Raw genomic sequence first — 20283 nt, 5'->3', positions numbered from 1 at the left:
GCCTGTATCCCGGCCGGCCCGGTGGCGGCAGCGGCGGACACGGCGCGCCTCAGCGGCTTGCGGTGGTGACCGGCCGCTCGCCGGCGGCCCGGTCAAGCACCGAACGGTCCGCGCCGGCGCGCGTATCGACCCGCACCACCGCCGAGAGGCCGGGCCGCAGCAGGCCCTCGCGGGCGACGGTCTCGGGCACGCGGACGCGAACCGGCAGGCGCTGGACGATCTTGGTGAAGTTGCCGGTGGCATTGTCGGGCGGCAGCAGGCTGAACACGGAGCCGGAGGCCGGCGAGAAGGATTCCACCACGCCCTCGATCTCCCGGTCCGGATAGGCGTCGATCGTCACCGTGACCGGCTGGCCGGGGCGCATGCGCTGAACCTGGGTCTCCTTGAAGTTCGCGTCGATGCGCACGCTCTGTAGCGGCACCAGTGCGGCGATCCGGGTGCCCGGCGCGACGTAGGCGCCCGCCTCCACCGCCTTGTTGCCCACCACGCCGTCGAAGGGCGCGCGGATCGCCGTGAAGCCGAGGTCGCGGCTGGCCCGGTCGACGGCGGTGCGCAGCTCCGTCGCGAGGCTCTCGGCCTCGCGCCTCTGCGCCAAGAGGACGTCGACGTTGGCGCGGGCCGCGACCAAGCCGGCCTCCATCGCCTTGACGGAAGCCTCGGTCCGGTCACGGTCGGCCCGGGTCTGATCGATGCGCGACTTGGCGACGTAATCCGCCTGCATCTGCGTCGCCCGGGCGAAATCCGCCTGGGCCCGGACGGCATCGGCGCGGGTCGCGTCGAGCTGCGCGGCGGCCTGGGCGACCTGCGCCTGCGCGGCCTCGGCCTGACGGGCGATCCGCTGGATGGTGCTCTCCTGCGTGGCGAGCTTGTCCTGCGCCGCCTGGAGCGCAAGGCGGTAATCGCCGTCGTCGAGCTTGGCGATGATGTCGCCCTTCTTGACCGAGAGGCCGTTCACGACCGGGACGGCCTCGAGATAACCCGAGACCTTCGCGGCCAGGACCGAGATGTCCGCCTGAACGTAGGCGTCGTCCGTCGCGATGAAGAATCGCCCGACCGTCCACCATTGCCATCCCGCATAGGCGCCGCCGCCGAGGGCGAGAGCCAGGGCGGCGAGCAGGACGGCCCGGCGGAGCGGACGCTTGCGCGCCGGCGCGAGGCCCGTTTGCGCCGGAGCCGCCACCGGCGGTGAGACGGCCGCGGGCCGGGCCGGCGTCTCGGCGCGCTCGTCGTCGCCAAGGTCGACCACCGGGGTCGGCCGATCGGCATCCTCGCGCAGGGACATTTCGAAGCCTCGCTGAATGACCGAACCGTTCGGTCAACAAAGCGGACGCGCCTTGACGCAAATCCGAATTGGCCGCAGGTTATGTTGACCGAACGGTTCGGTCAAGCAGGGCGGCGTCTCGGACGCTGGCGGGACGATGGCGCAGGGTGCAGCTTTGGAGCGGGGTACAACCGCACAAGAGAGTGACAAGCGCCGCCAAATCTTGGAGGGCGCGCGGACCGTCTTCCTCTCGGCCGGCTACGACGGGGCGAGCATGGGCGAGATCGCCCGCGCCGCCGGCGTCTCGAAGGGCACCCTCTACGTCTATTTCGACAGCAAGGAAGCGCTGTTCGAGGCCCTGATCCTTCAAGAGAAGATCAGCTTGGCCGAGACTTTGTTCACCTTCGACCCGGAGGATACCGATATTCCCGCCGTCCTCACCCGCCTCGGGATGAGCTTCCTCGCCGAGATGTCCCGGCCGGAGCACATCTCGGTGCATCGCATGGTGATCGGCGTCTGCGAGAAGTTTCCGCATTTCGGGCAGGTCTACTACGAGGCCGGCCCGGCCCGCGGCGTGGCGCGGCTGGCGGCCTATCTCGACGTGCAGGTGAAAGGCGGCCGGCTGCGCATCGCCGACACGACCCTCGCGGCCCAGCACTTCCTGCATCTCTGCCTGGCCGGTCTGCTCACGCGCATGCTGTTCGCCGCCGGAGGCGATGCGAACGAGGCGCGAAGACGCTTCCAGACCGCCGAGGCGGTGCGGGTATTCCTCGCCGCCTACGCGCCGGTGCGCTGAGGCGCGACCGCCGCTCCTAACCCGCGGCGCGCAGCTCCGGCAGGGCTTCGGCGCTCCAGACCCGCACGTGGGCGTCGATGGCGAGGGCCTCGTCCACGTCGGCCGGCGCGCTCCGGTACTGCCCGGCGAAGTGTGAGCAGGCGCGCTCGACCAAGTCGTTGATCCCGTAGAAACCGATCCGGCCCGCGATGAAGGCCGCCACCGCGATCTCGTTGGCCGCGTTCATCACGGTCGGCGCCGCGCCGCCGGCAGCCAGCGCCGCCCGGGCGATCCGCAGGCACGGGAACCGCGCCTCGTCCGCCGCCTCGAAGGTCAGCGACCCGAGCTTCACGAGGTCGAGGGGGCGCCCCCGCTCGATGGTGAGCCGGTCGCCGAGCCCGAGGCAGTGGGAGATCGGCACCCGCATGTCGGGCAGCGCCAGTTCGGCGGTCACGGCGCCGTCGAGCCAGTAGACCATCCCGTGGATCACCGATTGCGGGTGCACCACGACGTCGAGGCGCTCGGGCTCGATGCCGAACAGGTGGTGCGCCTCGATCAGCTCGAGGCCCTTGTTCATCAGGCTCGCCGAATCGATGTTGATCTTCATGCCCATCGACCAGGTCGGATGGGCGGCGGCCTCGGCGGCCGAGGCGGCGGCGATCCGCTCCCGGGTCCAGGTGCGGAACGGGCCGCCCGAGGCCGTGATCATCATGGTGCGGACGTCGGTGAGCGGCCGCCCGGCGAGCGCTTGGCTCAGGGCGTCGTGCTCGGAATCCATCGGCAGGATCGTGGCGCCGTAGCGCGCAGCGTCGCGCATGAAGGCGTCGCCGGCGCAGACGAGGCTTTCCTTGTTGGCGAGCGCGACCGTCCGGCCCAGCCGGAGCGCCGCGTGGGTCGACTTCAGCCCGGCGGCGCCGCTCACGGCCGCCACGACGATGTCGGCATCCCGGGCGGCAGCCTCCATGACCGCGCCCTCCCCCGCCCCGTTGGGGATCCCGGATCCCGACAGGGCCTCGGCGAGCGCCGGGCCGGCGGATTCGTCGGCGAGGGCCGCGAAGGAGGCGTTCAGCTCGCGTGCGACCTTGGCCAGGGCGACGGGATCCTTGCCGCCGACCAGGGCGCCGACGCGGAACCGGTCGGCATGCTGGGCGAGCAGGTCGGCGGTGGAGCGGCCGATCGAGCCGGTGGCGCCAAAGACGGTGACGATCTGGGTCACGGGTTCAACTCCCTCATCGTCACGCGATCAGACCGCCCCCGCGCAGGGCGAGATAGAGGGCCGCCAGCACGGCGACCGCGAAGAATCCGTCGAGCCGGTCCATGACGCCGCCATGGCCCGGGATGATCTTGCCGGAATCCTTCACGCCGTAGCGGCGCTTGAGGCCCGACTCGATGAGATCGCCAGCCTGGCTCAGGACCGAGGCGAGCGCGCTCACGCCGGCCACCACCGGCAGGGACGCGGCACTGGGCAGAGGCATTCCGGTGAGGTCAGCGACCACCGGGACCAGGGTCCCTGCCGCAACAGCGCCCAGCAGGCCCCCGAGGGCCCCAGACCACGTCTTGTTGGGCGACACCCGGGGCATCAGCTTCGGGCCGCCGATCTTCCGGCCGGCGAAGTAGGCGGCGATATCGGTGGACCAGACCACCGCGAACATCCAGGCCGGCCCGACAAGACCAATGGCGGGATCGTCGCGCAGGGCCACCGGCACCGCCGCGATCGCGGCCGCACCGAGCAAGCCGACGAAGGCGCGGAGCCTACCGCGCCCGGTCCGTGCCACCGTCGCGCAGGCGGCGGCTCCCAGCAGCAGCACCGCGATGCAGGCGGGTGCCGGAGCTTCGCCGCGCTGGCAGAGCAGCAGCGCGCCCAGCGTCGCTGCACCGAGGGCGATCAACACCTCGCGGGGCTCGGTGCGGCTCATCACCATCCACTCGGCGAAGCCGATGATTCCGGCGGCGAGCCAGATCCCCGCAAAGGGCCAGCCCCCATAGACCAGGGCGGCCAGCACGCCGGCTCCGAGCACGAGGCCCGACGCGACGCGCAGCCAGAGTTCACGCCGCCCCTTGGGACGCGCGGCCGGAGCGGCAGCGGAGGTCACGCGGGTCTCGGCCTGTGCCTCAGACCTGCATGATTTCCTTCTCCTTGGAGGCCAGCACGCCGTCGATCTCGGCGATGGTCTGGTCCGTCGCCTTCTGCACGTCGGTGGCCTGACGCTTCTCGTCGTCCTCCGAGATAGCGCTGTCCTTCAGGAGCTTCTTGAGGTGGTCGAGGCCGTCCCGGCGGACGTGACGGACGGCGACGCGGGCCTCCTCGGTATACTTGTGGGCGACCTTGACCATCTCCTTGCGGCGCTGCTCGTTCATCTCTGGGATGCGCAGGCGGATGGTCTGGCCCTCGGTCTGGGGGTTGAGGCCCAGATCGGATTCGCGGATCGCCTTCTCGACGGCCGTGACCATGCTGCGGTCCCAGACGGAGATGGACAGGAGCCGGGGCTCCGGCACGCTGACGGTGGCGACCTGCGCCATCGGCATCATCGAGCCGTAGGCATCGACCTGGATCGGGTCGAGCAGCGAGGGCGTGGCGCGCCCGGTGCGCAGCGACCCGAGGTCCTTCGAGAGCGAGGACACCGCGCCCTGCATGCGGCGCTTGATGTCGTTGAGGTCGAATTCCGGTGTGGCCATGATGGTCGTCCCGACACGTCTGACGTCGTCTTGAGCCCGGCGCGGGCAATCGCGGCCTCAATGGACGAATTTTTTCGGGGCCGCAAACCGTCTTCCGCTCGTCGGGAGCTCAGGCAGGGTGCAACCGGTGGAACGGGCGGGTGTGACGCCTAGGCTCCTCGCCGCAGGCGCCAACAGGCGGATCTCCCCGTGCCAGCCGCCCTCGTCCGAGGCACCCGGAGCGCGCCAGAACCTCGGAATCCTGTCCCGGACTTCCGCGCTACCAGGCGTCCGGATCCCTGAGCCCGCCTCAGATCGTGGCCCGTGCAAGAGCTGTCATCGGACCTTGCCCCATTACGCCGTCCGCCCGCTCGGGAGGATGGCCTCGCACCGCGCGGGTGGAGTTGACCCGTCAGGGGGCCACGAGGGTCGAGGGTGCCTCACCCGACAGGATCGTGGCGATCGAGCTCGGGGGGTGGAGGGAGCCGACCAGGATCGACAGCCGGCTCTCGCGGGCCAGGGCGAAAGCGGCGGTGTCCATCACCTTGAGGTCGCGGGCGATGGCCTCGTCGTGGGTGATGCGATCGTAGCGCGTGGCGGTCGGATCCTTCTTGGGATCGGCCGAGTAGACACCGTCGACCTGCGTCGCCTTCAGCACCGCGTCGCAGCGCAGCTCGGCGGCGCGGAGGACCGCGGCGGTATCGGTCGTGAAGAACGGGTTGCCGGTGCCGCCGGCCAGGACCACGACCTGGCCCTTGTCGAGATGGTGCAGGGCCGGCTGGCGGGCATAGGTCTCGCAGATCGTCGGCATCGACACCGCCGACATCGTCCGGGCCTGGACGCCCGCTGCGTTGAGCGCCGTTTCGATGGCCAGGGAGTTCATCACGGTGGCCATCATGCCGAGCGAATCTCCGGTGGCCCGGTCGATCCAGCCGGCCGCCGAGATCCGCGCGCCGCGGATCATGTTGCCGCCGCCCACCACGATGGCGATCTCGGCCCCCGCCTCGATGGTGCGGGCGATGTCCTCGGCTAGAGCCGCCAGCGTCGGCGGGTGCAGCCAGTAGCCGTCCGGGGCGGCCAGAGCCTCGCCCGACAGCTTCAGCAGAATTCGGCGAAACGGTGTCGTATCCGGCATCGGGCTTTCCGGCTCCATCCCGCTCCGCGCAAGCGGGAGGCTTCTACGTCAGGGACAGGAGCCGCGTCGAGGGGTTCGAATCGATCCCGTCGGCTGAGGCGCGACAACGCGCCCCCCGAATGCACCGATGAGCGGGCGATCCGCTCTCAGGTGAGGCGCCGGCATGACCAACGGCATGCCGGCGCCCGATTTCAGCTGCCGGTCAGGACTCCCACGGCACCGAGGACGGTCATGACGAGGCCGGACGCGAACACGCCGATCATCAGGTAGGAGAAGGGTTTCAAAGGCATACACACGATGTAGCGCAGTGCCGCAAAACGGCGTGTGCGCCGCAACACGATGCGGAGCGGAACGTCTCCGGGAGGCGGAAAACGAGAAACCCCGCCCGGGGAGCGCCGGACGGGGTCGATAGCGTCAGGGCCCGGCCGCGGCCGGGCGTCCTCCGTCAGGCGCGGCCGGCCTGCTGGGCAACCTCGGTGGCGAAGTCAGGCCCCTCTTCCTTCTCGATGCCCTCGCCCAGCGCGTAGCGGACGAAGCCCGTCAGGGCGACCGGGCCGCCGACCTTGGAGCCGGCCTCCTTAAGGACCTGGCTGACCGTCTTCGAGCCATCGTGCACGAAGGGCTGCTCCAGGAGTGTGACCTCCTTGTAGTAGCTCTTCAGGCCGCTCTCGATGATCTTCGCGAGGACGTAGTCCGGCTTGCCGGCGTTCTTCTCGCGCAGGATGTTGGACTCGCGCTCCACCGTGGCGGTGTCCACGCCCGAGGCATCGAGCGCCACCGGGTTGGTCGCCGCGACGTGCATGGCGATCTGGCGACCGAGCGTTGAGAGCGCGTCGACATCGCCCTCGGACTCGAGCGCGACGAGCACGCCGATCTTGCCGAGACCCTCGGAGATCTGGCTATGCACGTAAGAGGCGATCACGCCCTTCTTCACCTGGAGCTTGGCGACGCGGCGCAGGTTCATGTTCTCGCCGATGGTGGCGATCAGAGCCTGTAGCTTCTCCGAGACGGTCTCGGTGGCGCCCGGGAAGTGGGCGGCCTGGAGACCTTCCAGAGTGCCGTCGGTGTTGAGCGCGATCTTGGCGGCCTCGCGGGCGAAGGCCTGGAATGCGTCGTTGCGGGCGACGAAGTCGGTCTCGGAGTTCACCTCGACGACCGCGGCGTGATGACCGGCCGACTCGACCGCGACCAGGCCCTCGGCCGCGACGCGGCCGGCCTTCTTGGCCGCCTTGGCGAGACCCTTCTTGCGCAGCCAGTCGACGGCGGCCTCGATGTCGCCCTGCGTCTCGTTGAGCGCGCCCTTGCAGTCCATCATGCCGGCGCCGGTCTTCTCCCGGAGCTCCTTCACCATCGCGGCGGTGATGTTGGCCATGGCGGTCCCTTTCGTACGGTCTGGATGAGAGAGGCCCGGCGCGCGGGTGAGCGGCCGGGCCCGGTATGGCTGGAACCGCGACAGCCCGATGACGGGGCCGCCGCGACATCCCCGATGGATCAGGCCGCGGCAGCGGCCTCGACGAAGCCGCGGGCCTGCGAGACCCACGAATCACGGTCGATGCGGCCGTTGAGCTTCAGGTCGGCATCGACCTTGGCGACGTCCTCGGCGGTCATCGCGGCGAGCTGCCAGTAGTGATAGATGCCGGCATCGTTGAGCTTCTGCACGATCTGCGGGCCGGCGCCGTTGAGCTTGGTCAGGTCGTCCGGCGCGCCGCGCGGGGCGGCGAGCAGCTCGAAATGCTCGGTCGACTCGGCGAGCATCGCCACGTCGGCCGGATCGAGGGCGTCGGACTCGACCGAGACGGCCGCGTCGTCGTTCGCCGGCAGCTCCTCAGCCATCGGCTCCTCGGAGGCGCCGAGGTCCATGCCCGACGAGCCCTGGGCACGCGAGATGCCGTCGATGGCGGCCTTGGCGATCAGGTCGCAGTACAGCGCGATGGCCCGGCCCGCGTCGTCGTTGGCGGGGACGATGTGGGTGATGCCGTCCGGATTGCAGTTGGTGTCGACGATCGCGGCCACCGGGATCCCGAGGCGGTTCGCCTCCTTGATCGCCAGTTGCTCCTTGTTGGTGTCGATCACGAACAGCAGGTCGGGCACGCCGCCCATATCCTTGATGCCGCCCAGCGCCTTCTCGAGCTTCTCCTTCTCACGGGAGAGCATCAGGCGCTCCTTCTTGGTGAGGCCCGGACCGCCGGTCTCCAGGGTCTCGGTGACCTTCCGCAGGCGCGAGATCGAGCCCGAGATGGTCTTCCAGTTGGTGAGCATGCCGCCCAGCCAGCGGGAGTTGACGTAGTACTGGGCCGAGCGCTTGGCCGCCTCGGCGATCGTGTCGGCCGCCTGGCGCTTGGTGCCGACGAACAGCACGCGGCCGCCCTTGGCGACGGTGTCGCTCACCGCCTGCAGCGCCGTGTGCAGCGCCGGGACGGTCTGGGCGAGGTCGATGATGTGGATGTTGTTGCGCGTGCCGAAGATGTACGGCTGCATCTTCGGGTTCCAGCGGTGGGACTGGTGACCGAAATGGGCGCCCGCCTCGAGGAGCTGACGCATAGAAAAGTCGACGGCCATGTCTTTGTACTCTCCGGTTGGATCCGCCGCGGAGGGATGCAGCCGGCCGAAATCTCGGACGACCACCGGAAACGCCTCATTCAGGCATGAGGCCGGCTCCGCGTGTGGGATAGGCGGGCGCTTAGCAGAGGGCGGGTGCGAAGGCAAGGCGCGGAGCGGTGCCGCGTTCCGCACCCGCCATGACGGGCCGGGGTCCGGTCGCGACGGGTCCAGTGCCGGGCCTCCGATCGCCGTCCAGTGCGGTTCGGCTGTCCCGGAAGGGAAGCGGGAGCGCCGCGTCCCCGTCCCTTGCCGGGCACCTGCAGCGTCCGCGGAATGCGAACCGGGTCTAGCAGGAGAGCCGTCGCGATGCCGCCTCCATTCACCACCGCGGAGAGGTTTCACGGCGCGCAGCGCGGCGCCGGCGGTCGCGATGGTGGACGCCGTGACCGTCGCGGTCGACGCTCCGGGACGCGTCTAGACCCCTCCAGTGGAACGGAGAGCTCTTACCGCACCGAGCGGAGGTCTTAGCGAAGCCAAGGCCGGGGCGGCGCGCCCGGCGCTCTCGCCCGGTGCTCACCCGGACGCGTCACAATCCCGCGAACACCGCCGCCACATCGGCGGCGGTCATGACGCGATAGCCCCCCGCCGCCAGATCCGTCGGCAGGGCGAGACCGCCGACCCGGTCCCGATGCAGGGCCGTGACGTGGTTGCCCACGGCGGCGAACATCCGGCGAACCTGATGGTAGCGGCCCTCGGTCAGCGTCACCGCGCAGTGCGTTTCATCCTCGACATCGAGACCCACCGGCAGCAGCGGGCGCTCCTCGCCCTCCAGCATCAGCGTCCCCGAGGCGAAGACCCCGGCCTCCCGGCCGCTCAGCGGTCGGTCGAGAGTCACGCGGTAGCGCTTCGCCACGCTGGCCTTCGGGCTGATGATCCGGTGCAGGAGCGCGCCGTCATCGGTGAGGAGCAGCAGGCCCGACGTGTCCTTGTCGAGCCGCCCGACCGTCGAGAGCGGCGGGTCGCGGCGGCGCCAGCGCTCGGGCAGAAGCCCGTAGACCAGCGGACCCGCCTCCTTGTGCGAGCAGGTCACGCCCAGAGGCTTGTGAAGCATGAGGCAGAGGCCAGGCAGCGGATCGAGGGGCACCCCGTCGATCGTCAGTCGCTGCGGCAGATCCGGATCGAGGGGGATCCGATCGCCGGCCTCCGGCCATTCCGCGCCGTCGAGGCGGATCGCGCCGGACCGGGCGAGGCCCTGGATCTCGCGCCGCGAGCCGTAGCCGAGATTGGCCAGCAGCTTGTCGAGCCGGACCGATTTTGCCGCGCTCACCGGCGCGCCTCGTAGACGCGGTAGCCGTTCGCCTGCACGGCGACGGTGACGGCCCGGAACACCTCGCGCAGAGCGGCCTCGTAGGGCAGGTGCGCGTTGGCCACCATCCAGAGCGTGCCGCCCGGCCGCAGCACCTCGCGAGCCCGCGCGATGAACGCTCGCCCGAGGGACGGGTCCTCGGCACCGCCCTCGTGGAAGGGTGGATTGGTGACGACGAAATCGAGAAGATCTGGCACCACGTCGGGCGCGCGCACATCCGCCCAGTGGATCGTCGCGCGCGGGTCGGCGACGTTGCGGCGCGCCATCTCGACGGCCCGTCGGTCGATCTCCACCAGCGTCACCGCAGTCACCGCGTCGGACGCGAGCACCGCCCTGGACAGGATGCCCAGGCCGCAACCGAAATCGGCACCCCGGCCCTTCAAGACCGGCAGATTTGCCAGGAGAAGCGCCGTGCCGGGATCCAGCCGGTCCCAGGAGAAGATACCGGGTTGGGTGCACAGGGCGAGGTTGTCCACGTGGCGCGGACCGCCCTCGTCGATCGCCTCGGCGAGGCCGGCGGGATCCTGCGGGCGCTCGGTCGTGCAGATCCGGTGATGCCGGCGCGGCTGATCGGCGGCCACGCAGCCGAAAGTCGCCAGTTCCTTGGCCAAGCGGGTGCCGCCCCGGTCCTTCGGCGCCAGGGCGACCATGCGCCCGCCCGGCCCAAGGGCACGCAGGACCTGGGCGAGCACGTAGCGCCGCTCGATCGTGCCGGGCGGCGCCAGCACGGTGGCGGCGTCGAGGCTGTTCTCGGACAAATCCTCCAACCGGGCCGCGCCGGGGATCAGGGGAGAGTACTGGACGGCATCGCCGGGAACCTCGGCGAGGTCCATCGGCGGCAAGCCGTAGACGGCATGTCGCATGAAGGGTTCGGGATCTGGAGGGCCGATTCCGGAACGCGAATCCGCGGCGGAGCGGGGCAGACCCGCGCCCGACTCGGTTCATCCGGGGGAACGCCGCGCCTTATACCGAAACGCACCGGGATGCCCAGCCTTCCGGGCGCGGGCCGCCAAGTCAGCCGCGGGGAAATTCCAGGCCCATCTCGCGGTAGCGGGCCGGATCGTCGGCCCAGTTCTCCCGCACTTTCACGTGCAGGAACAGGTGGACCCTGGCGTCGGCCGCCTCGGCGATCTCGACCCGGGCCGCCTGCCCGATCGCCTTGATGGTCTGGCCGCCCTTGCCGAGGACGATCGAGCGCTGGCTCTCCCGCTCGACGAAGATCGTCTGCTCGATCCGCACCGACCCGTCGGGCCGGATCTGCCACTGGTCGGTCTCCACCGTGGAGCGGTAGGGCAGTTCCTCGTGCAGCCGGTCGTAGATCTTCTCGCGGGTGATCTCGGCCGCCAGCATGCGCAGGGGCGCGTCCGAGACCTGATCCTCCGGGTAGAGCCAGGGTCCCGGCGGCATCCGGGCCGCGAGAGCCCGCCGCAGGTCCGCCACGCCATCGCCCTTCAGAGCCGAGATCATGAAGGTCTCGGCGAAGGGCGAGACGGCGTTGAGCTTGGCGGCGAGATCGAGCAGCCGCTCCCGTGGGATCAGATCGATCTTGTTGAGGATCAGCATCTTCTCGCGCTTCACCTCGCCGAGCCGCCCGAGGACCGCCTCTACCTCCTGATCGATGCCCTTGCGCGCATCCACCAGCAGGCAGACCGCGTCGGCGTCGGCGGCGCCGCTCCAGGCGGAGTGCACCATCGCCCGGTCGAGGCGGCGCTTGGGCGCAAAGATGCCGGGCGTGTCGACCAGGATCACCTGGGCCGAGCCCTCGATGAGGATTCCCCGCACCAGCGCCCGGGTCGTCTGAACCTTGCGGGAGACGATCGAGACCTTCGTGCCCACGAGGCTGTTCAGGAGGGTCGACTTGCCGGCGTTCGGCACGCCGATCAGCGCGACGAAGCCCGCCCTGGCGTCGGCGGGCGTGCCCGGAAGCGCCGATGGGTCGCGCGCCGCCTCGGAGGTCAGCGCATCGTCGGGGCCGTCCTGCTCGTGCCCGTCCTGCTCGTCCTGCTCGTGCGCGTTCATGCTGTCTCCGTGGACCCCACCTCCGGCGAGGCCCCAATGCCCTCCCGCTCCAACAGCGCCTGGGCGGCGGCCTGTTCGGCAATTCGCTTCGACGTGCCGTCCCCGTGGCCGGGCTCGAGCCCCTCCACCAGCACGGCGATCCGGAACCGGGGCGCGTGGTCGGGACCGGTGCGCTCCACCACCTCATAGGTAGGGATCGGCAAGCTGCGGCCCATAGCCCATTCCTGAAGGGCGGACTTGGCGTCGCGGCCCCGCGGTGCCGCGTTCGGCTCGCCCGGCCGGAAATGCGCCTCGACCACCGCCCGCGCGGCATCGAAACCGGCATCGAGGTAGATGGCGCCCAGGATCGCCTCGCAGACGTCGGCCAGGATCGTCTGGTTGCGCCGGCCGCCGCCCATCACCTCGCCCTGACCGAGGATGAGGTGCGGCCCGACCTCCCAGGCGGCGGCCACGACCGCGCAGGTCTCGCGCCGGACCAGTGCGGCGAGCCGTCGGGAGAGATCACCCTCGTCGGCGTCCGGAAATGCGCCGTAGAGCCGGTCCGCCACCGCCAGGCCGAGAACGCGGTCGCCGAGAAATTCGAGGCGCTGGTAGCTGCCCCCCCGGCCGCTGGCCTTGCTGGTATGGGTCAGCGCGCGGGTCAGCAAATCCTGATCGTCGAACCGGTGCCCGATCCGCTCCTCCAGCGCGCCCAGCGGCGGACGTGGCTTGTGGGCGCGTCGCCCCCGGGCGGAAGTGCGGGGCTGGGCAGCGTCGTCCAAGTCCGGTCCGGTCAATGGATTGTCGAGAACAGGCGCGACCAGCGCACGTGGGCCGGCCAGTTCCAGACCTGCCACGCCGGGGTGCCCTCGTCGATGGAGAAGAAGATCATCTCGGCGCGCCCGACCAAGTTGGCGAAGGGAACGTAGCCGACGCTGGCGAGGTCGCGCGAATCGGTGGAGTTGTCGCGGTTATCGCCCATCATGAAAAAGTGACCGGGCGGGACCGTATAAAGCTCGGTCTTGTCCCAGAAGCCGTTGTCGCCGTCGCGCTCGATCACCCGGTGGACCACGCCGTTGGGCAGGGTTTCCGTGTATTGCGGAACCTTGGTGGCCTGTCCGTAGGGATCGGTGGTCTCGTAATCGGCGATCCGTTCGCGCTTGACCGCCTTGCCGTTGATGTTGAGCACGCCGTCGATCATCTGGATCTTGTCGCCCGGCAGGCCGATCACCCGCTTTATGTAGTCGGTCGCGTTGTCCTTGGGCAGCTTGAACACCGCGATGTCGCCGCGCTTCGGCTCCGCGCCCCAGACCCGGCCCTCAGCCTGGATCGGAATGTATTCGGAGAGGGGAAGCGAGTATTTCGAATAGCCGTAGGAATATTTTGAAACGAACAGGTAATCGCCGATCAGCAAGGTTGGGACCAGCGAGCCGGAGGGGATGTTGAACGGCTGGAACAGCAGCGTCCGCACCACCAGGGCGATCAGGAGCGCCTGGATGCCGACCTTCAGCGTCTCGCGGATGCTGGCCCAGGTGCCGGTCTCGGCGGGTTTCCTGAGCGGCTTGCCGTCGTAATCCACGCGCGCGTTCCGTCTTCGGTTGAGGTTCCGTCGCCTGCCGCCAGCGGGGGGGCCCGCCGCGCGCGGCTTGCGCGGCTTCGATGTGCGGTTGGCCCGAGGAATGCGCCGCAATCGTGTCCGCTGTGCGCGGCGGTCTAGACCATGCGCGAGCCCCCCGCAACGCGCGAGACCGGCCGTCTAATCCGCGAGACCCGTCTTCAACCGGCACCGGCCGCCGGCAGCGCCTCGATGACCACGAAGGCCTGGGCCATGGGCGGATCGTCGGTGAGGCTCACGTGCAGACGCGCCGCATGTCCTTCGGGCATCAACGCCGCGAGCCGCTCGGCCGCGCCACCGGCGAGCCGAAGTGTCGGCTGGCCGGAGGGGAGGTTCACCACCTCCATGTCGCGCCAGAAGACGCCGCCGCTGAGGCCGGTGCCCAGGGCCTTGGCGCAGGCCTCCTTGGCGGCGAAGCGCCTCGCATAGCCCTCCGCGCGGGCGGCCCGGCGGTCGCAGCGCGCCCGCTCCCCGTCGGTGAACACCCGGTGGGTGAAGCGGTCGCCGTGCCGCTCCAGGGTCCGCGCGATGCGTCGGATATCGCAGAGATCCGATCCGATCCCGATGATCATGGGCGCCGCGCCCGATCAATCGCGGACCGCATGTCCCGCACCGCCTGTTCAAGGCCGACGAAGATGGCGTCGGCGATCAGCGAATGGCCGATATTCAACTCGCGGATCTGCGGGAGCGCCGCGACCGGGCCGACGCTGCCGAGGGTGAGCCCGTGGCCGGCATGGATCTCGAGGCCGAGTCCGGCCCCGTGCTCGGCCGCGCGCCGGATGCGGGTGAGTTCGTAGGCCGTGCGCTCGGAATCGTCCCTGAGCGCCGCCTCGCAATAGCTGCCGGTATGGAGTTCCACCACCGGCGCCCCCAGCGCCCGGGCCGCCTCCATCACCGTCGGCTCAGGCTCGACGAACAGCGAGACGCGGATCCCCGCCTCCGCCAGAGCCCCGACGCGCGGGGCCAGATGGTCGCGCCCTCCGATGATGTCGAGGCCGCCCTCGGTGGTGCGCTCCTCGCGCTTCTCCGGGACGAGGCAGGCCGCGTGAGGGCGGGTGGCGAGCGCGATCGCCACCATCTCGTCGGTCGCCGCCATCTCGAAATTCAGGGGCACGGAGAGACCCCGCTTGAGCTTCGCGATGTCGGCGTCGCGGATGTGGCGCCGGTCCTCCCGCAGATGCGCGGTGATGCCGTCGGCACCTGCCTCGACGGCGCGCAGCGCGGCCCGCACCGGATCGGGATAGTCGCCGCCGCGGGCGTTGCGTACGGTGGCGACGTGGTCGATGTTGACGCCGAGGCGCAGCTTTTCGGAGGTCATCCGTTCGTCCATCCCGTGCCGGCGGATCCGGCAGAGTTGCGCGGAGGGTCGGGGGCCTACCGCGTGCCGGGCTCACGGCTGCGATATGCTGGCGTTCCCGTCCTGCGGCAAGACGCGGCCGACACGCGGCGGGCCACGCGACCCCACGGCCTGTGCCGGGTCCCCGATCACCTGCCATCGGCTTTCCCAAGGCGCGGAGAAGGGCTGGTGGTTCATCCGGCGCCGCTTTGCCCGGGCGAGGCGGAGCGTCCGGGAACCCCGCGCGAAACCCGATCGAGGATCCAGGGCACGGACGGGCCGCGCCAGCGGCGCCGGTCCACAACCGCGTCGCCGACTTGTCAGGCCGGAAAAAACCGACTATGCGCCGCCCCTCACGTTCGCTCCGGCCGGGGGCTGAACGGACGGTGCCGCTTGCGGCACAGGGCTCCTCGCGGATCCCGTCGTCCGGTGTCTCCGCCTTCGATCAACCGCTCGGGCCTGAAAATCGGCTCGAAGGGCTTGGCGCCGAGCGTTGCGCGAGATGAACCGGCCCGAATCAGCCGCCTCCCGGCGGTCGGGCTCCTTTTGACGCTGAAAGGCCCGACAATGCCTCTCTACGAGCATGTGCTCTTGGCTCGCCAGGACGTGACGTCCCAGCAGGTCGAGACGATGATCGACACCTACAAGGGTGTGATCGAGCAGAACGGTGGCCGTCTCGAAAAGATCGAGATGTGGGGTGTGAAGTCCCTCGCCTACCGGATCAAGAAAAACCGCAAGGCGCATTTCGCGCTCCTCAACATCGATGCGCCGCCGGCCGCCATCACCGAGATGGAGCGCCAGATGCAGATCTCCGAGGACGTGCTGCGTTTCATGACCATCCGGGTCGAGGAGCTCGATTCCGAGCCGTCCGCCATGATGCAGAAGCGCGACCGTGACGACCGCAAGGACCGCGAGCGCGGCCGTCGTCGTGACGACGAGGGCTTCGGCGGTGGCGGCGGCTTCGGTGGCGACCGGGGTGACCGCGGCGATCGTGGTGACCGCGGCGAGCGCAGCTTCGGCGGGGAGGGCTGATCCATGGCTTTCGGTGCTGGTGCAGGCGGCGGACGCCGTCCCTTCTTCCGTCGTCGCAAGACTTGCCCGTTCTCCGGCGCGAACGCGCCGAAGATCGACTACAAGGACGTCAAGCTCCTGTCCCGCTACGTGTCCGAGCGCGGCAAGATCGTGCCGTCGCGGATCACCGCGGTGTCGGCCAAGAAGCAGCGCGAGCTCGCCCAGGCGATCAAGCGCGCCCGCTTCCTCGGCCTGCTGCCGTACGTGATCAAGTAAGACACGCAAACCCGCCGGTCCGGCATCAGCCCGGGCCGGCCCTCGCAGAGGGCGGCCGAGGTCGCCTGATCGTTGGGGCGGGAAGCCGCCTCTAACCCTGCCGGAGCGGCAGCGGGACAGCGGAACCCATGGCACAGCATATCGGCATCGGTATCGGCGCGGGCCTCGTCTCGGCACTCCTGTTCGGAGTGCTTCTGAAGGCGACCCCGCTGGCGATCCTGCTCTACCTCGTGGCCCCGCTGCCGATCCTGATCGTGGGGCTCGGCTGGAGCCACAAGGCCGCGCTGGCTGCGGCCGCCACCGGCAGCCTCGTGCTCGTCCTGGTGATCGCGCCCTTCATGGGCCTCGCCTTCGGCGCCTACATCGCCCTGCCCGCGTGGTGGCTCGCCTATCTCACGCTCCTCGGGCGCGAAACTCCGGCCGGCCTGGAGTGGTATCCGACGGGGCGCCTGCTCGGCTGGATCGCCGCGACGGCCGCTCTCGCCTTCATCGCCATCGCGGTCCTGTCCTCGCCGAACCACGCGGCCTTCGACGCGCAGCTGCGCGGGCTCGCCCAGACTCTGGTCCAGACGCGGATGCCGGCGACCCGCCCCGACGCCGGCCGGACCCGCGAAGCCGAGGCGGCCGACTCCCAGGAGACCGCGCCGGAGCCGAAGGGCGCGCCGGACTCGGACGCCGCGGACGTCACGCGCACCGAGATGGCCGATGCCCTGGCGCGGGTCGTACCGGCCTTCGCGGCCAACGGTCTGGCGCTGCTTCTGACCTTCTACCTCTGGGCCTCGGCCCGGATCGTGAGGATCTCCGGCCGCCTCCCCCGGCCCTGGCCCGATCTTCCGTCGACCGCCATGCCGCGCACGACGCTGGCGACCCTGGCGGCCGCGATCCTGATGTGCTTCGCCCCCGGCTATGTCGGGGTGTTCGGGGTGGCGCTGGTCGGCGCCTTCAGCGCCGCCTTCGCGCTCCAGGGCCTCGCCGCCTTCCACGACCGCTCCCGCGGTCGCCCGGGGCGTGGGCTCATGCTGTTCGGCATGTACCTGATCCTGTTCGTGACCCAGGGCATCGCCCTGGTCGCCCTCACCGTGTTCGGCCTCGCCGACACCGCCCTCGACCGCCGACGTCCCAAGGACAGTCCGGCGCCGTGAGACCCCGGCCCCTGAGGCCAAACACCTGAAGGAGAAAGTCCATGGAAGTGATCCTGCTCGAGCGCGTGGCCAAGCTCGGCCAGATGGGCGAGACCGTGAACGTCCGCCCGGGCTTCGCCCGCAACTTCCTGCTCGCCCGCGGCAAGGCCCTGCGCGCGACGGAAGCCAACAAGAAGCACTTCGAGGGCCAGCGCGCCCAGCTCGAGGCCCGCAACCTCGACCGCAAGAAGGAGGCCGAGGCCGTCGCCGAGAAGCTGAACGGTCAGAGCTTCGTCCTGATCCGCCAGTCGGGCGAGACCGGGGTCCTCTACGGCTCCGTCTCGACCCGCGACCTCGCCGAGGTCGTCGCCAAGGAGGGCTTCACGGTGGATCGCGGCCAGTTCACCCTGAACCAGCCGATCAAGACGCTGGGCCTCCACAAGGTCCCGGTGGTGCTGCACCCCGAGGTCGAGGTCGAGATCACCGTCAACGTCGCCCGCAGCCCCGAGGAGGCCGAGCGTCAGGCTCGCGGCGAGTCCGTCACCGAGCGCGAGGCGTTCAACCTCGACGATCTGGGTCTCGAGGTCGGCATGGCGCTGGCCGATGCCGGCGAGGGTGCCGACGACCGCGGCTGATTCACGTTCGATGGCCCGGCCGGTCTGAGCATCGGCCGGGCTTGCGAAAGAGGCGTGTTGCCGAGCCGCTCGCGCGGCGCAGTCCTGCGCCAGATCCCGGGGCGGGTGCGGCGATCGGCACCCGCCCCGGACTTCGGCAGACACCTTAGTTCCGCGGCAGCCCCCTTCCGGGATACGCCGCCCTCACTCGTTCACGCTCAGCCGATCGATGACGAGGCTGAGATCCTTGCGCAGGGCACGGATCTCCGGCTCGCTGAGTTCGAGCTGGCACATCACGCTCTCGCGGACCGACACGGCTTCGGAGCGCAGCGCCGCGCCCTGCGGCGTCAGGGCGATCTCCACCTCGCGCTCGTCGGACTGACGGCGGGTGCGGCGCAGAAAGCCGGAATTCTCCAGCCGCTTCAGAACCGGCGTCAGCGTGCCGGAATCGAGGCGCAGCCGGCGACCGATCTCGGAGACCGTGACACCGTCCTGCTCCCAGAGCACCAGGAGGACGAGGTATTGCGGATAGGTCAGTCCCAGCCGCTCAAGGAACGGCCGATAGGATTTGGTCATCCGGTGCGCGGCTGCGTAGAGCGCGTAGCATAGCTGGTTGTCCAGAAGGAGCGGATCGACCTCGCGCTCCGCCTCCATCGTCTCGACCTTGGGCACCATATCGCTCGCCTATCGCGGTCCGGGCACCGCTACTCTCGACCGCGACCGCGGGTCAGTCCGTATACCACAACACGCGCGGTCGGCGCACAAGGTCCGGCGCGGCAACAGGTTTTCTGACAAATCCGAGCGGTTCATCCCCCCTGCCCCCGTGGCGGGAGCGCCGCCAGGCTGTCGAGCAGGCCGGCCTCGTCCTCCAACGTCCGGAGATCCAGCACGACGGCATCGTCGCTGATGCGCCCGATCACCGGTACCGGCAGGGTGCGCAGGCGCTCGGCCAGGCGCTTGCAGCGCCCCCCCGCGCCGCGGCGCGGCTCGCCGCCGGCCGGATCCGGCGTGAGGACCAGGGCGGCGCTGGGCAGGGTCTCCACCGGAAGGGCCCCGGAGCCGATCTGGCTGATGCACTCGGCCACCGAGACCGTAGCCCATCCCGACAGCCGTTCAGCCACCGCGGGGGCGAGGCACCGCGCGCGCGCCGCGATCGCCGCCCGGTCGCGGGTCAGCAGCCGGAGCGTCGGCAGCTCCTCGGCCAGCCGTTCGGGGTGGAGGTACAGGCGCAGCACCGCTTCGAGCGCGGCGTAGGTCATCTTGTCGACCCGGAGGGCCCGCTTCAGCGGGTTCCTGCGGATCCGGGCGATCAGGTCCGTCCGGCCGGCCACGATGCCGCACTGCACGGCGCCGAGGAGCTTGTCGCCGCTGAAGGTGACGACGTCGGCCCGCTCCAGGGCGGCCCGGATCGTCGGCTCGGGCGGCAAGCCGTAGGCGGCGAGGTCCACGAGGCTGCCGCTGCCGAGGTCGTCCGCCAGCGGCACGCCGCGCTCGCGGCACAGGGCGTGCAGGGCGGCCGGATCGGCGGCGGCCGTGAAGCCCGCGATGGCGTAGTTGCTCGGATGAACCTTCATGACGAGGCCGGTGCGCGGCCCGATCGCGTCCGCGAAGTCGCGCAGGTGCGTGCGGTTGGTGGTGCCGACCTCGCGCAGCCGGCAGCCGGCCCGCACCATCACGTCCGGGATCCGGAAGGATCCGCCGATCTCCACCAGTTCGCCCCGGGAGACCACTACTTCCTTGCGCATGGCGAGTGCGTTCAGAACCAGCAGGACGGCGGCCGCGTTGTTGTTCACGACGACCGCAGCCTCGGCGCCCGTCAGGCGGCAGATCAGGGCTTCGACGTGATCGTCGCGCTCGCCCCGGGCGCCGGTCGCGAGATCGTATTCGAGGTTGCTCGCCTGCACCATCACGGCCGCCACCGCCTCGGCGGCCGACCGGGGCAACAGGGCACGACCGAGATTGGTGTGCAGGACCGTGCCGGTGAGGTTGAAGACCGGCCGGAGGGACCGCCGTCGCTCGGCGACCAGCCGTCCGACCGCTGCGGCACGGATCTCGGCGTCGTCCGGCACCCGACCACCCGCGGCCCGGAGCCCCGCGAGCACGGTCCGGATGGCGTCGGTGAAGGCCGTCCGCCCATAGACGGCCAGATCGTCCCCGTCGGCGCCGGCCACCAGGCGCTCGACCGAGGGCAGCCGACGAGGACCCTGCGCCAGGGCGCCCGGGGACGGATTTTTCTGAATCGATGAACTCATGCGTAGCGAGAGATAATAAGCCTCCTGTACACGGCCAGTCCAATCGAGCACGGATAATTTGCGCAGGTTGTTCTGTGCCCGACCGGACGTTAAGGCCAGTCTCGCAAATCCGTTGGCCGGCGGTACTCTGCCCTCTTATGGGGCGGTGCACGCCGCGCGACACCGCAGACCCGCCGAGCCCTCTCGGGAGACACCCGCATGTCCCGCTCTTCTGCCCTCATTCACCCGATGATTTTGTGTGGTGGGACGGGCACGCGCCTGTGGCCGGCCTCGCGGGAGAGCATGCCCAAGCAGTTCGCCCGGCTTGTGGATGCGCAGGCCTCGACC

22 protein-coding genes are annotated in these 20283 nt (G+C 70.2%); 6 read left to right on the top strand and 16 right to left on the bottom strand.

Translation table 11 applies throughout. The features are described 5' to 3' along the window. Positions 1-49: 49 nt before the first annotated feature. A complete protein-coding gene (locus tag MFF58_RS18605) occupies positions 50-1282 on the bottom strand; it encodes an HlyD family secretion protein (protein ID WP_238290307.1) in 1233 nt (410 codons plus the stop codon). A gap of 136 nt (positions 1283-1418) precedes the next feature. Here MFF58_RS18605 and MFF58_RS18600 point away from each other — a divergent pair, with 136 nt between their 5' ends. Further along, complete coding sequence (locus MFF58_RS18600) at positions 1419-2057, top strand: TetR/AcrR family transcriptional regulator (RefSeq protein WP_238290306.1); 639 nt, start codon at positions 1419-1421, stop codon at positions 2055-2057. Between the two features lie 16 nt (positions 2058-2073). Here MFF58_RS18600 and dxr read toward each other — a convergent pair whose 3' ends face one another. The 13 genes from dxr to MFF58_RS18535 form a co-directional block, all read right to left on the bottom strand. After that, entirely contained in the window at positions 2074-3252 is a 1179-nt protein-coding gene (gene dxr / locus MFF58_RS18595) for a 1-deoxy-D-xylulose-5-phosphate reductoisomerase (RefSeq protein WP_238290305.1), read from the bottom strand. A gap of 19 nt (positions 3253-3271) precedes the next feature. After that, the gene (locus MFF58_RS18590; protein WP_238290304.1) at positions 3272-4129 is read right to left on the bottom strand and encodes a phosphatidate cytidylyltransferase; all 858 of its coding nucleotides are present in this window, start codon (positions 4127-4129) and stop codon (positions 3272-3274) included. Positions 4130-4148: 19 nt separating this feature from the next. Further along, complete coding sequence (gene frr / locus MFF58_RS18585) at positions 4149-4712, bottom strand: ribosome recycling factor (RefSeq protein WP_238290303.1); 564 nt, start codon at positions 4710-4712, stop codon at positions 4149-4151. A 391-nt stretch (positions 4713-5103) separates the two neighbouring features. Continuing rightward, positions 5104-5826 carry a UMP kinase gene (gene pyrH / locus MFF58_RS18580; RefSeq protein ID WP_238290302.1) on the bottom strand — a complete coding sequence of 241 codons (723 nt, stop codon included), beginning with the start codon at positions 5824-5826 and terminating at the stop codon, positions 5104-5106. Positions 5827-6271: 445 nt separating this feature from the next. Continuing rightward, positions 6272-7198 (bottom strand): translation elongation factor Ts, encoded by a 927-nt coding sequence (gene tsf / locus MFF58_RS18575; RefSeq protein ID WP_238290301.1) that lies wholly within the window; start codon positions 7196-7198, stop codon positions 6272-6274. Positions 7199-7317: 119 nt separating this feature from the next. Then, positions 7318-8385, bottom strand: a complete 1068-nt coding sequence (locus MFF58_RS18570) for a 30S ribosomal protein S2 (RefSeq protein ID WP_238290300.1) — start codon at positions 8383-8385, stop codon at positions 7318-7320. Positions 8386-8953: 568 nt separating this feature from the next. Then, positions 8954-9694, bottom strand: a complete 741-nt coding sequence (locus MFF58_RS18565; protein ID WP_238290299.1) for a pseudouridine synthase — start codon at positions 9692-9694, stop codon at positions 8954-8956. Continuing rightward, positions 9691-10596, bottom strand: a complete 906-nt coding sequence (locus tag MFF58_RS18560) for a class I SAM-dependent methyltransferase (RefSeq protein WP_238290298.1) — start codon at positions 10594-10596, stop codon at positions 9691-9693. Before MFF58_RS18560 ends, MFF58_RS18565 begins: the two co-directional genes overlap by 4 nt. 151 nt (positions 10597-10747) lie before the next feature. Next, positions 10748-11752, bottom strand: a complete 1005-nt coding sequence (gene era, locus MFF58_RS18555) for a GTPase Era (RefSeq protein WP_238290296.1) — start codon at positions 11750-11752, stop codon at positions 10748-10750. Then, the gene (gene rnc / locus MFF58_RS18550; RefSeq protein WP_238290376.1) at positions 11749-12528 is read right to left on the bottom strand and encodes a ribonuclease III; all 780 of its coding nucleotides are present in this window, start codon (positions 12526-12528) and stop codon (positions 11749-11751) included. The genes era and rnc overlap by 4 nt, the downstream gene beginning before the upstream one ends. Further along, positions 12525-13310: a signal peptidase I gene (gene lepB, locus MFF58_RS18545; protein ID WP_238290294.1), complete on the bottom strand. Its 786-nt coding sequence runs from the start codon at positions 13308-13310 to the stop codon at positions 12525-12527. The genes rnc and lepB overlap by 4 nt, the downstream gene beginning before the upstream one ends. A gap of 197 nt (positions 13311-13507) precedes the next feature. Continuing rightward, positions 13508-13918: a holo-ACP synthase gene (gene acpS, locus MFF58_RS18540; protein ID WP_238290293.1), complete on the bottom strand. Its 411-nt coding sequence runs from the start codon at positions 13916-13918 to the stop codon at positions 13508-13510. Next, positions 13915-14664 (bottom strand): pyridoxine 5'-phosphate synthase, encoded by a 750-nt coding sequence (locus MFF58_RS18535; RefSeq protein WP_238290292.1) that lies wholly within the window; start codon positions 14662-14664, stop codon positions 13915-13917. The genes acpS and MFF58_RS18535 overlap by 4 nt, the downstream gene beginning before the upstream one ends. A 585-nt stretch (positions 14665-15249) precedes the next feature. Between MFF58_RS18535 and rpsF the strand changes: the two genes are divergently transcribed. The 4 genes from rpsF (at position 15250) to rplI (ending at position 17725) form a co-directional block, all read left to right on the top strand. Next, positions 15250-15714: a 30S ribosomal protein S6 gene (rpsF, locus tag MFF58_RS18530; protein WP_238290375.1), complete on the top strand. Its 465-nt coding sequence runs from the start codon at positions 15250-15252 to the stop codon at positions 15712-15714. A gap of 3 nt (positions 15715-15717) precedes the next feature. Further along, complete coding sequence (gene rpsR / locus MFF58_RS18525; RefSeq protein WP_007561044.1) at positions 15718-15969, top strand: 30S ribosomal protein S18; 252 nt, start codon at positions 15718-15720, stop codon at positions 15967-15969. A 128-nt stretch (positions 15970-16097) separates the two neighbouring features. Beyond that, positions 16098-17111 carry a DUF2232 domain-containing protein gene (locus MFF58_RS18520; RefSeq protein WP_238290291.1) on the top strand — a complete coding sequence of 338 codons (1014 nt, stop codon included), beginning with the start codon at positions 16098-16100 and terminating at the stop codon, positions 17109-17111. Between the two features lie 41 nt (positions 17112-17152). Then, positions 17153-17725 carry a 50S ribosomal protein L9 gene (gene rplI, locus MFF58_RS18515; protein ID WP_238290290.1) on the top strand — a complete coding sequence of 191 codons (573 nt, stop codon included), beginning with the start codon at positions 17153-17155 and terminating at the stop codon, positions 17723-17725. A gap of 183 nt (positions 17726-17908) precedes the next feature. Here the strand turns inward: rplI and MFF58_RS18510 are convergent, their stop codons facing one another. After that, positions 17909-18379, bottom strand: a complete 471-nt coding sequence (locus MFF58_RS18510; protein WP_238290289.1) for a MarR family winged helix-turn-helix transcriptional regulator — start codon at positions 18377-18379, stop codon at positions 17909-17911. Between the two features lie 131 nt (positions 18380-18510). Continuing rightward, complete coding sequence (gene selA, locus MFF58_RS18505; RefSeq protein ID WP_238290288.1) at positions 18511-19956, bottom strand: L-seryl-tRNA(Sec) selenium transferase; 1446 nt, start codon at positions 19954-19956, stop codon at positions 18511-18513. 198 nt (positions 19957-20154) lie between these two features. Between selA and MFF58_RS32295 the strand changes: the two genes are divergently transcribed. Then, a partial coding sequence (locus tag MFF58_RS32295; RefSeq protein WP_283206453.1) for a sugar phosphate nucleotidyltransferase occupies positions 20155-20283 on the top strand: 129 nt, incomplete at its 3' end.

The organism is Methylobacterium longum (genome assembly GCF_022179385.1).
Lineage (GTDB): Bacteria > Pseudomonadota > Alphaproteobacteria > Rhizobiales > Beijerinckiaceae > Methylobacterium > Methylobacterium longum.
Note: the sequence above shows the minus strand (reverse complement) of the source record. Positions and strands in the feature narration are given on the sequence as shown.

What these genes read in the sequence shown, in the direction of transcription:
- rpsR (WP_007561044.1), top strand. Translation starts at nt 15,718, where the DNA reads ATGGCTTTCGGTGCTGGTGCAGGCGGCGGACGCCGTCCCTTCTTCCGT.
- frr (WP_238290303.1), bottom strand. Translation starts at nt 4,712, where the DNA reads ATGGCCACACCGGAATTCGACCTCAACGACATCAAGCGCCGCATGCAG.
- MFF58_RS18605 (WP_238290307.1), bottom strand. Translation starts at nt 1,282, where the DNA reads ATGTCCCTGCGCGAGGATGCCGATCGGCCGACCCCGGTGGTCGACCTT.
- selA (WP_238290288.1), bottom strand. Translation starts at nt 19,956, where the DNA reads ATGAGTTCATCGATTCAGAAAAATCCGTCCCCGGGCGCCCTGGCGCAG.
- acpS (WP_238290293.1), bottom strand. Translation starts at nt 13,918, where the DNA reads ATGATCATCGGGATCGGATCGGATCTCTGCGATATCCGACGCATCGCG.
- rpsF (WP_238290375.1), top strand. Translation starts at nt 15,250, where the DNA reads ATGCCTCTCTACGAGCATGTGCTCTTGGCTCGCCAGGACGTGACGTCC.
- tsf (WP_238290301.1), bottom strand. Translation starts at nt 7,198, where the DNA reads ATGGCCAACATCACCGCCGCGATGGTGAAGGAGCTCCGGGAGAAGACC.
- MFF58_RS18560 (WP_238290298.1), bottom strand. Translation starts at nt 10,596, where the DNA reads ATGCGACATGCCGTCTACGGCTTGCCGCCGATGGACCTCGCCGAGGTT.
- era (WP_238290296.1), bottom strand. Translation starts at nt 11,752, where the DNA reads ATGAACGCGCACGAGCAGGACGAGCAGGACGGGCACGAGCAGGACGGC.
- MFF58_RS18570 (WP_238290300.1), bottom strand. Translation starts at nt 8,385, where the DNA reads ATGGCCGTCGACTTTTCTATGCGTCAGCTCCTCGAGGCGGGCGCCCAT.
- MFF58_RS18535 (WP_238290292.1), bottom strand. Translation starts at nt 14,664, where the DNA reads ATGACCTCCGAAAAGCTGCGCCTCGGCGTCAACATCGACCACGTCGCC.
- pyrH (WP_238290302.1), bottom strand. Translation starts at nt 5,826, where the DNA reads ATGCCGGATACGACACCGTTTCGCCGAATTCTGCTGAAGCTGTCGGGC.
- rplI (WP_238290290.1), top strand. Translation starts at nt 17,153, where the DNA reads ATGGAAGTGATCCTGCTCGAGCGCGTGGCCAAGCTCGGCCAGATGGGC.
- MFF58_RS18600 (WP_238290306.1), top strand. Translation starts at nt 1,419, where the DNA reads ATGGCGCAGGGTGCAGCTTTGGAGCGGGGTACAACCGCACAAGAGAGT.
- MFF58_RS18520 (WP_238290291.1), top strand. Translation starts at nt 16,098, where the DNA reads ATGGCACAGCATATCGGCATCGGTATCGGCGCGGGCCTCGTCTCGGCA.
- MFF58_RS18510 (WP_238290289.1), bottom strand. Translation starts at nt 18,379, where the DNA reads ATGGTGCCCAAGGTCGAGACGATGGAGGCGGAGCGCGAGGTCGATCCG.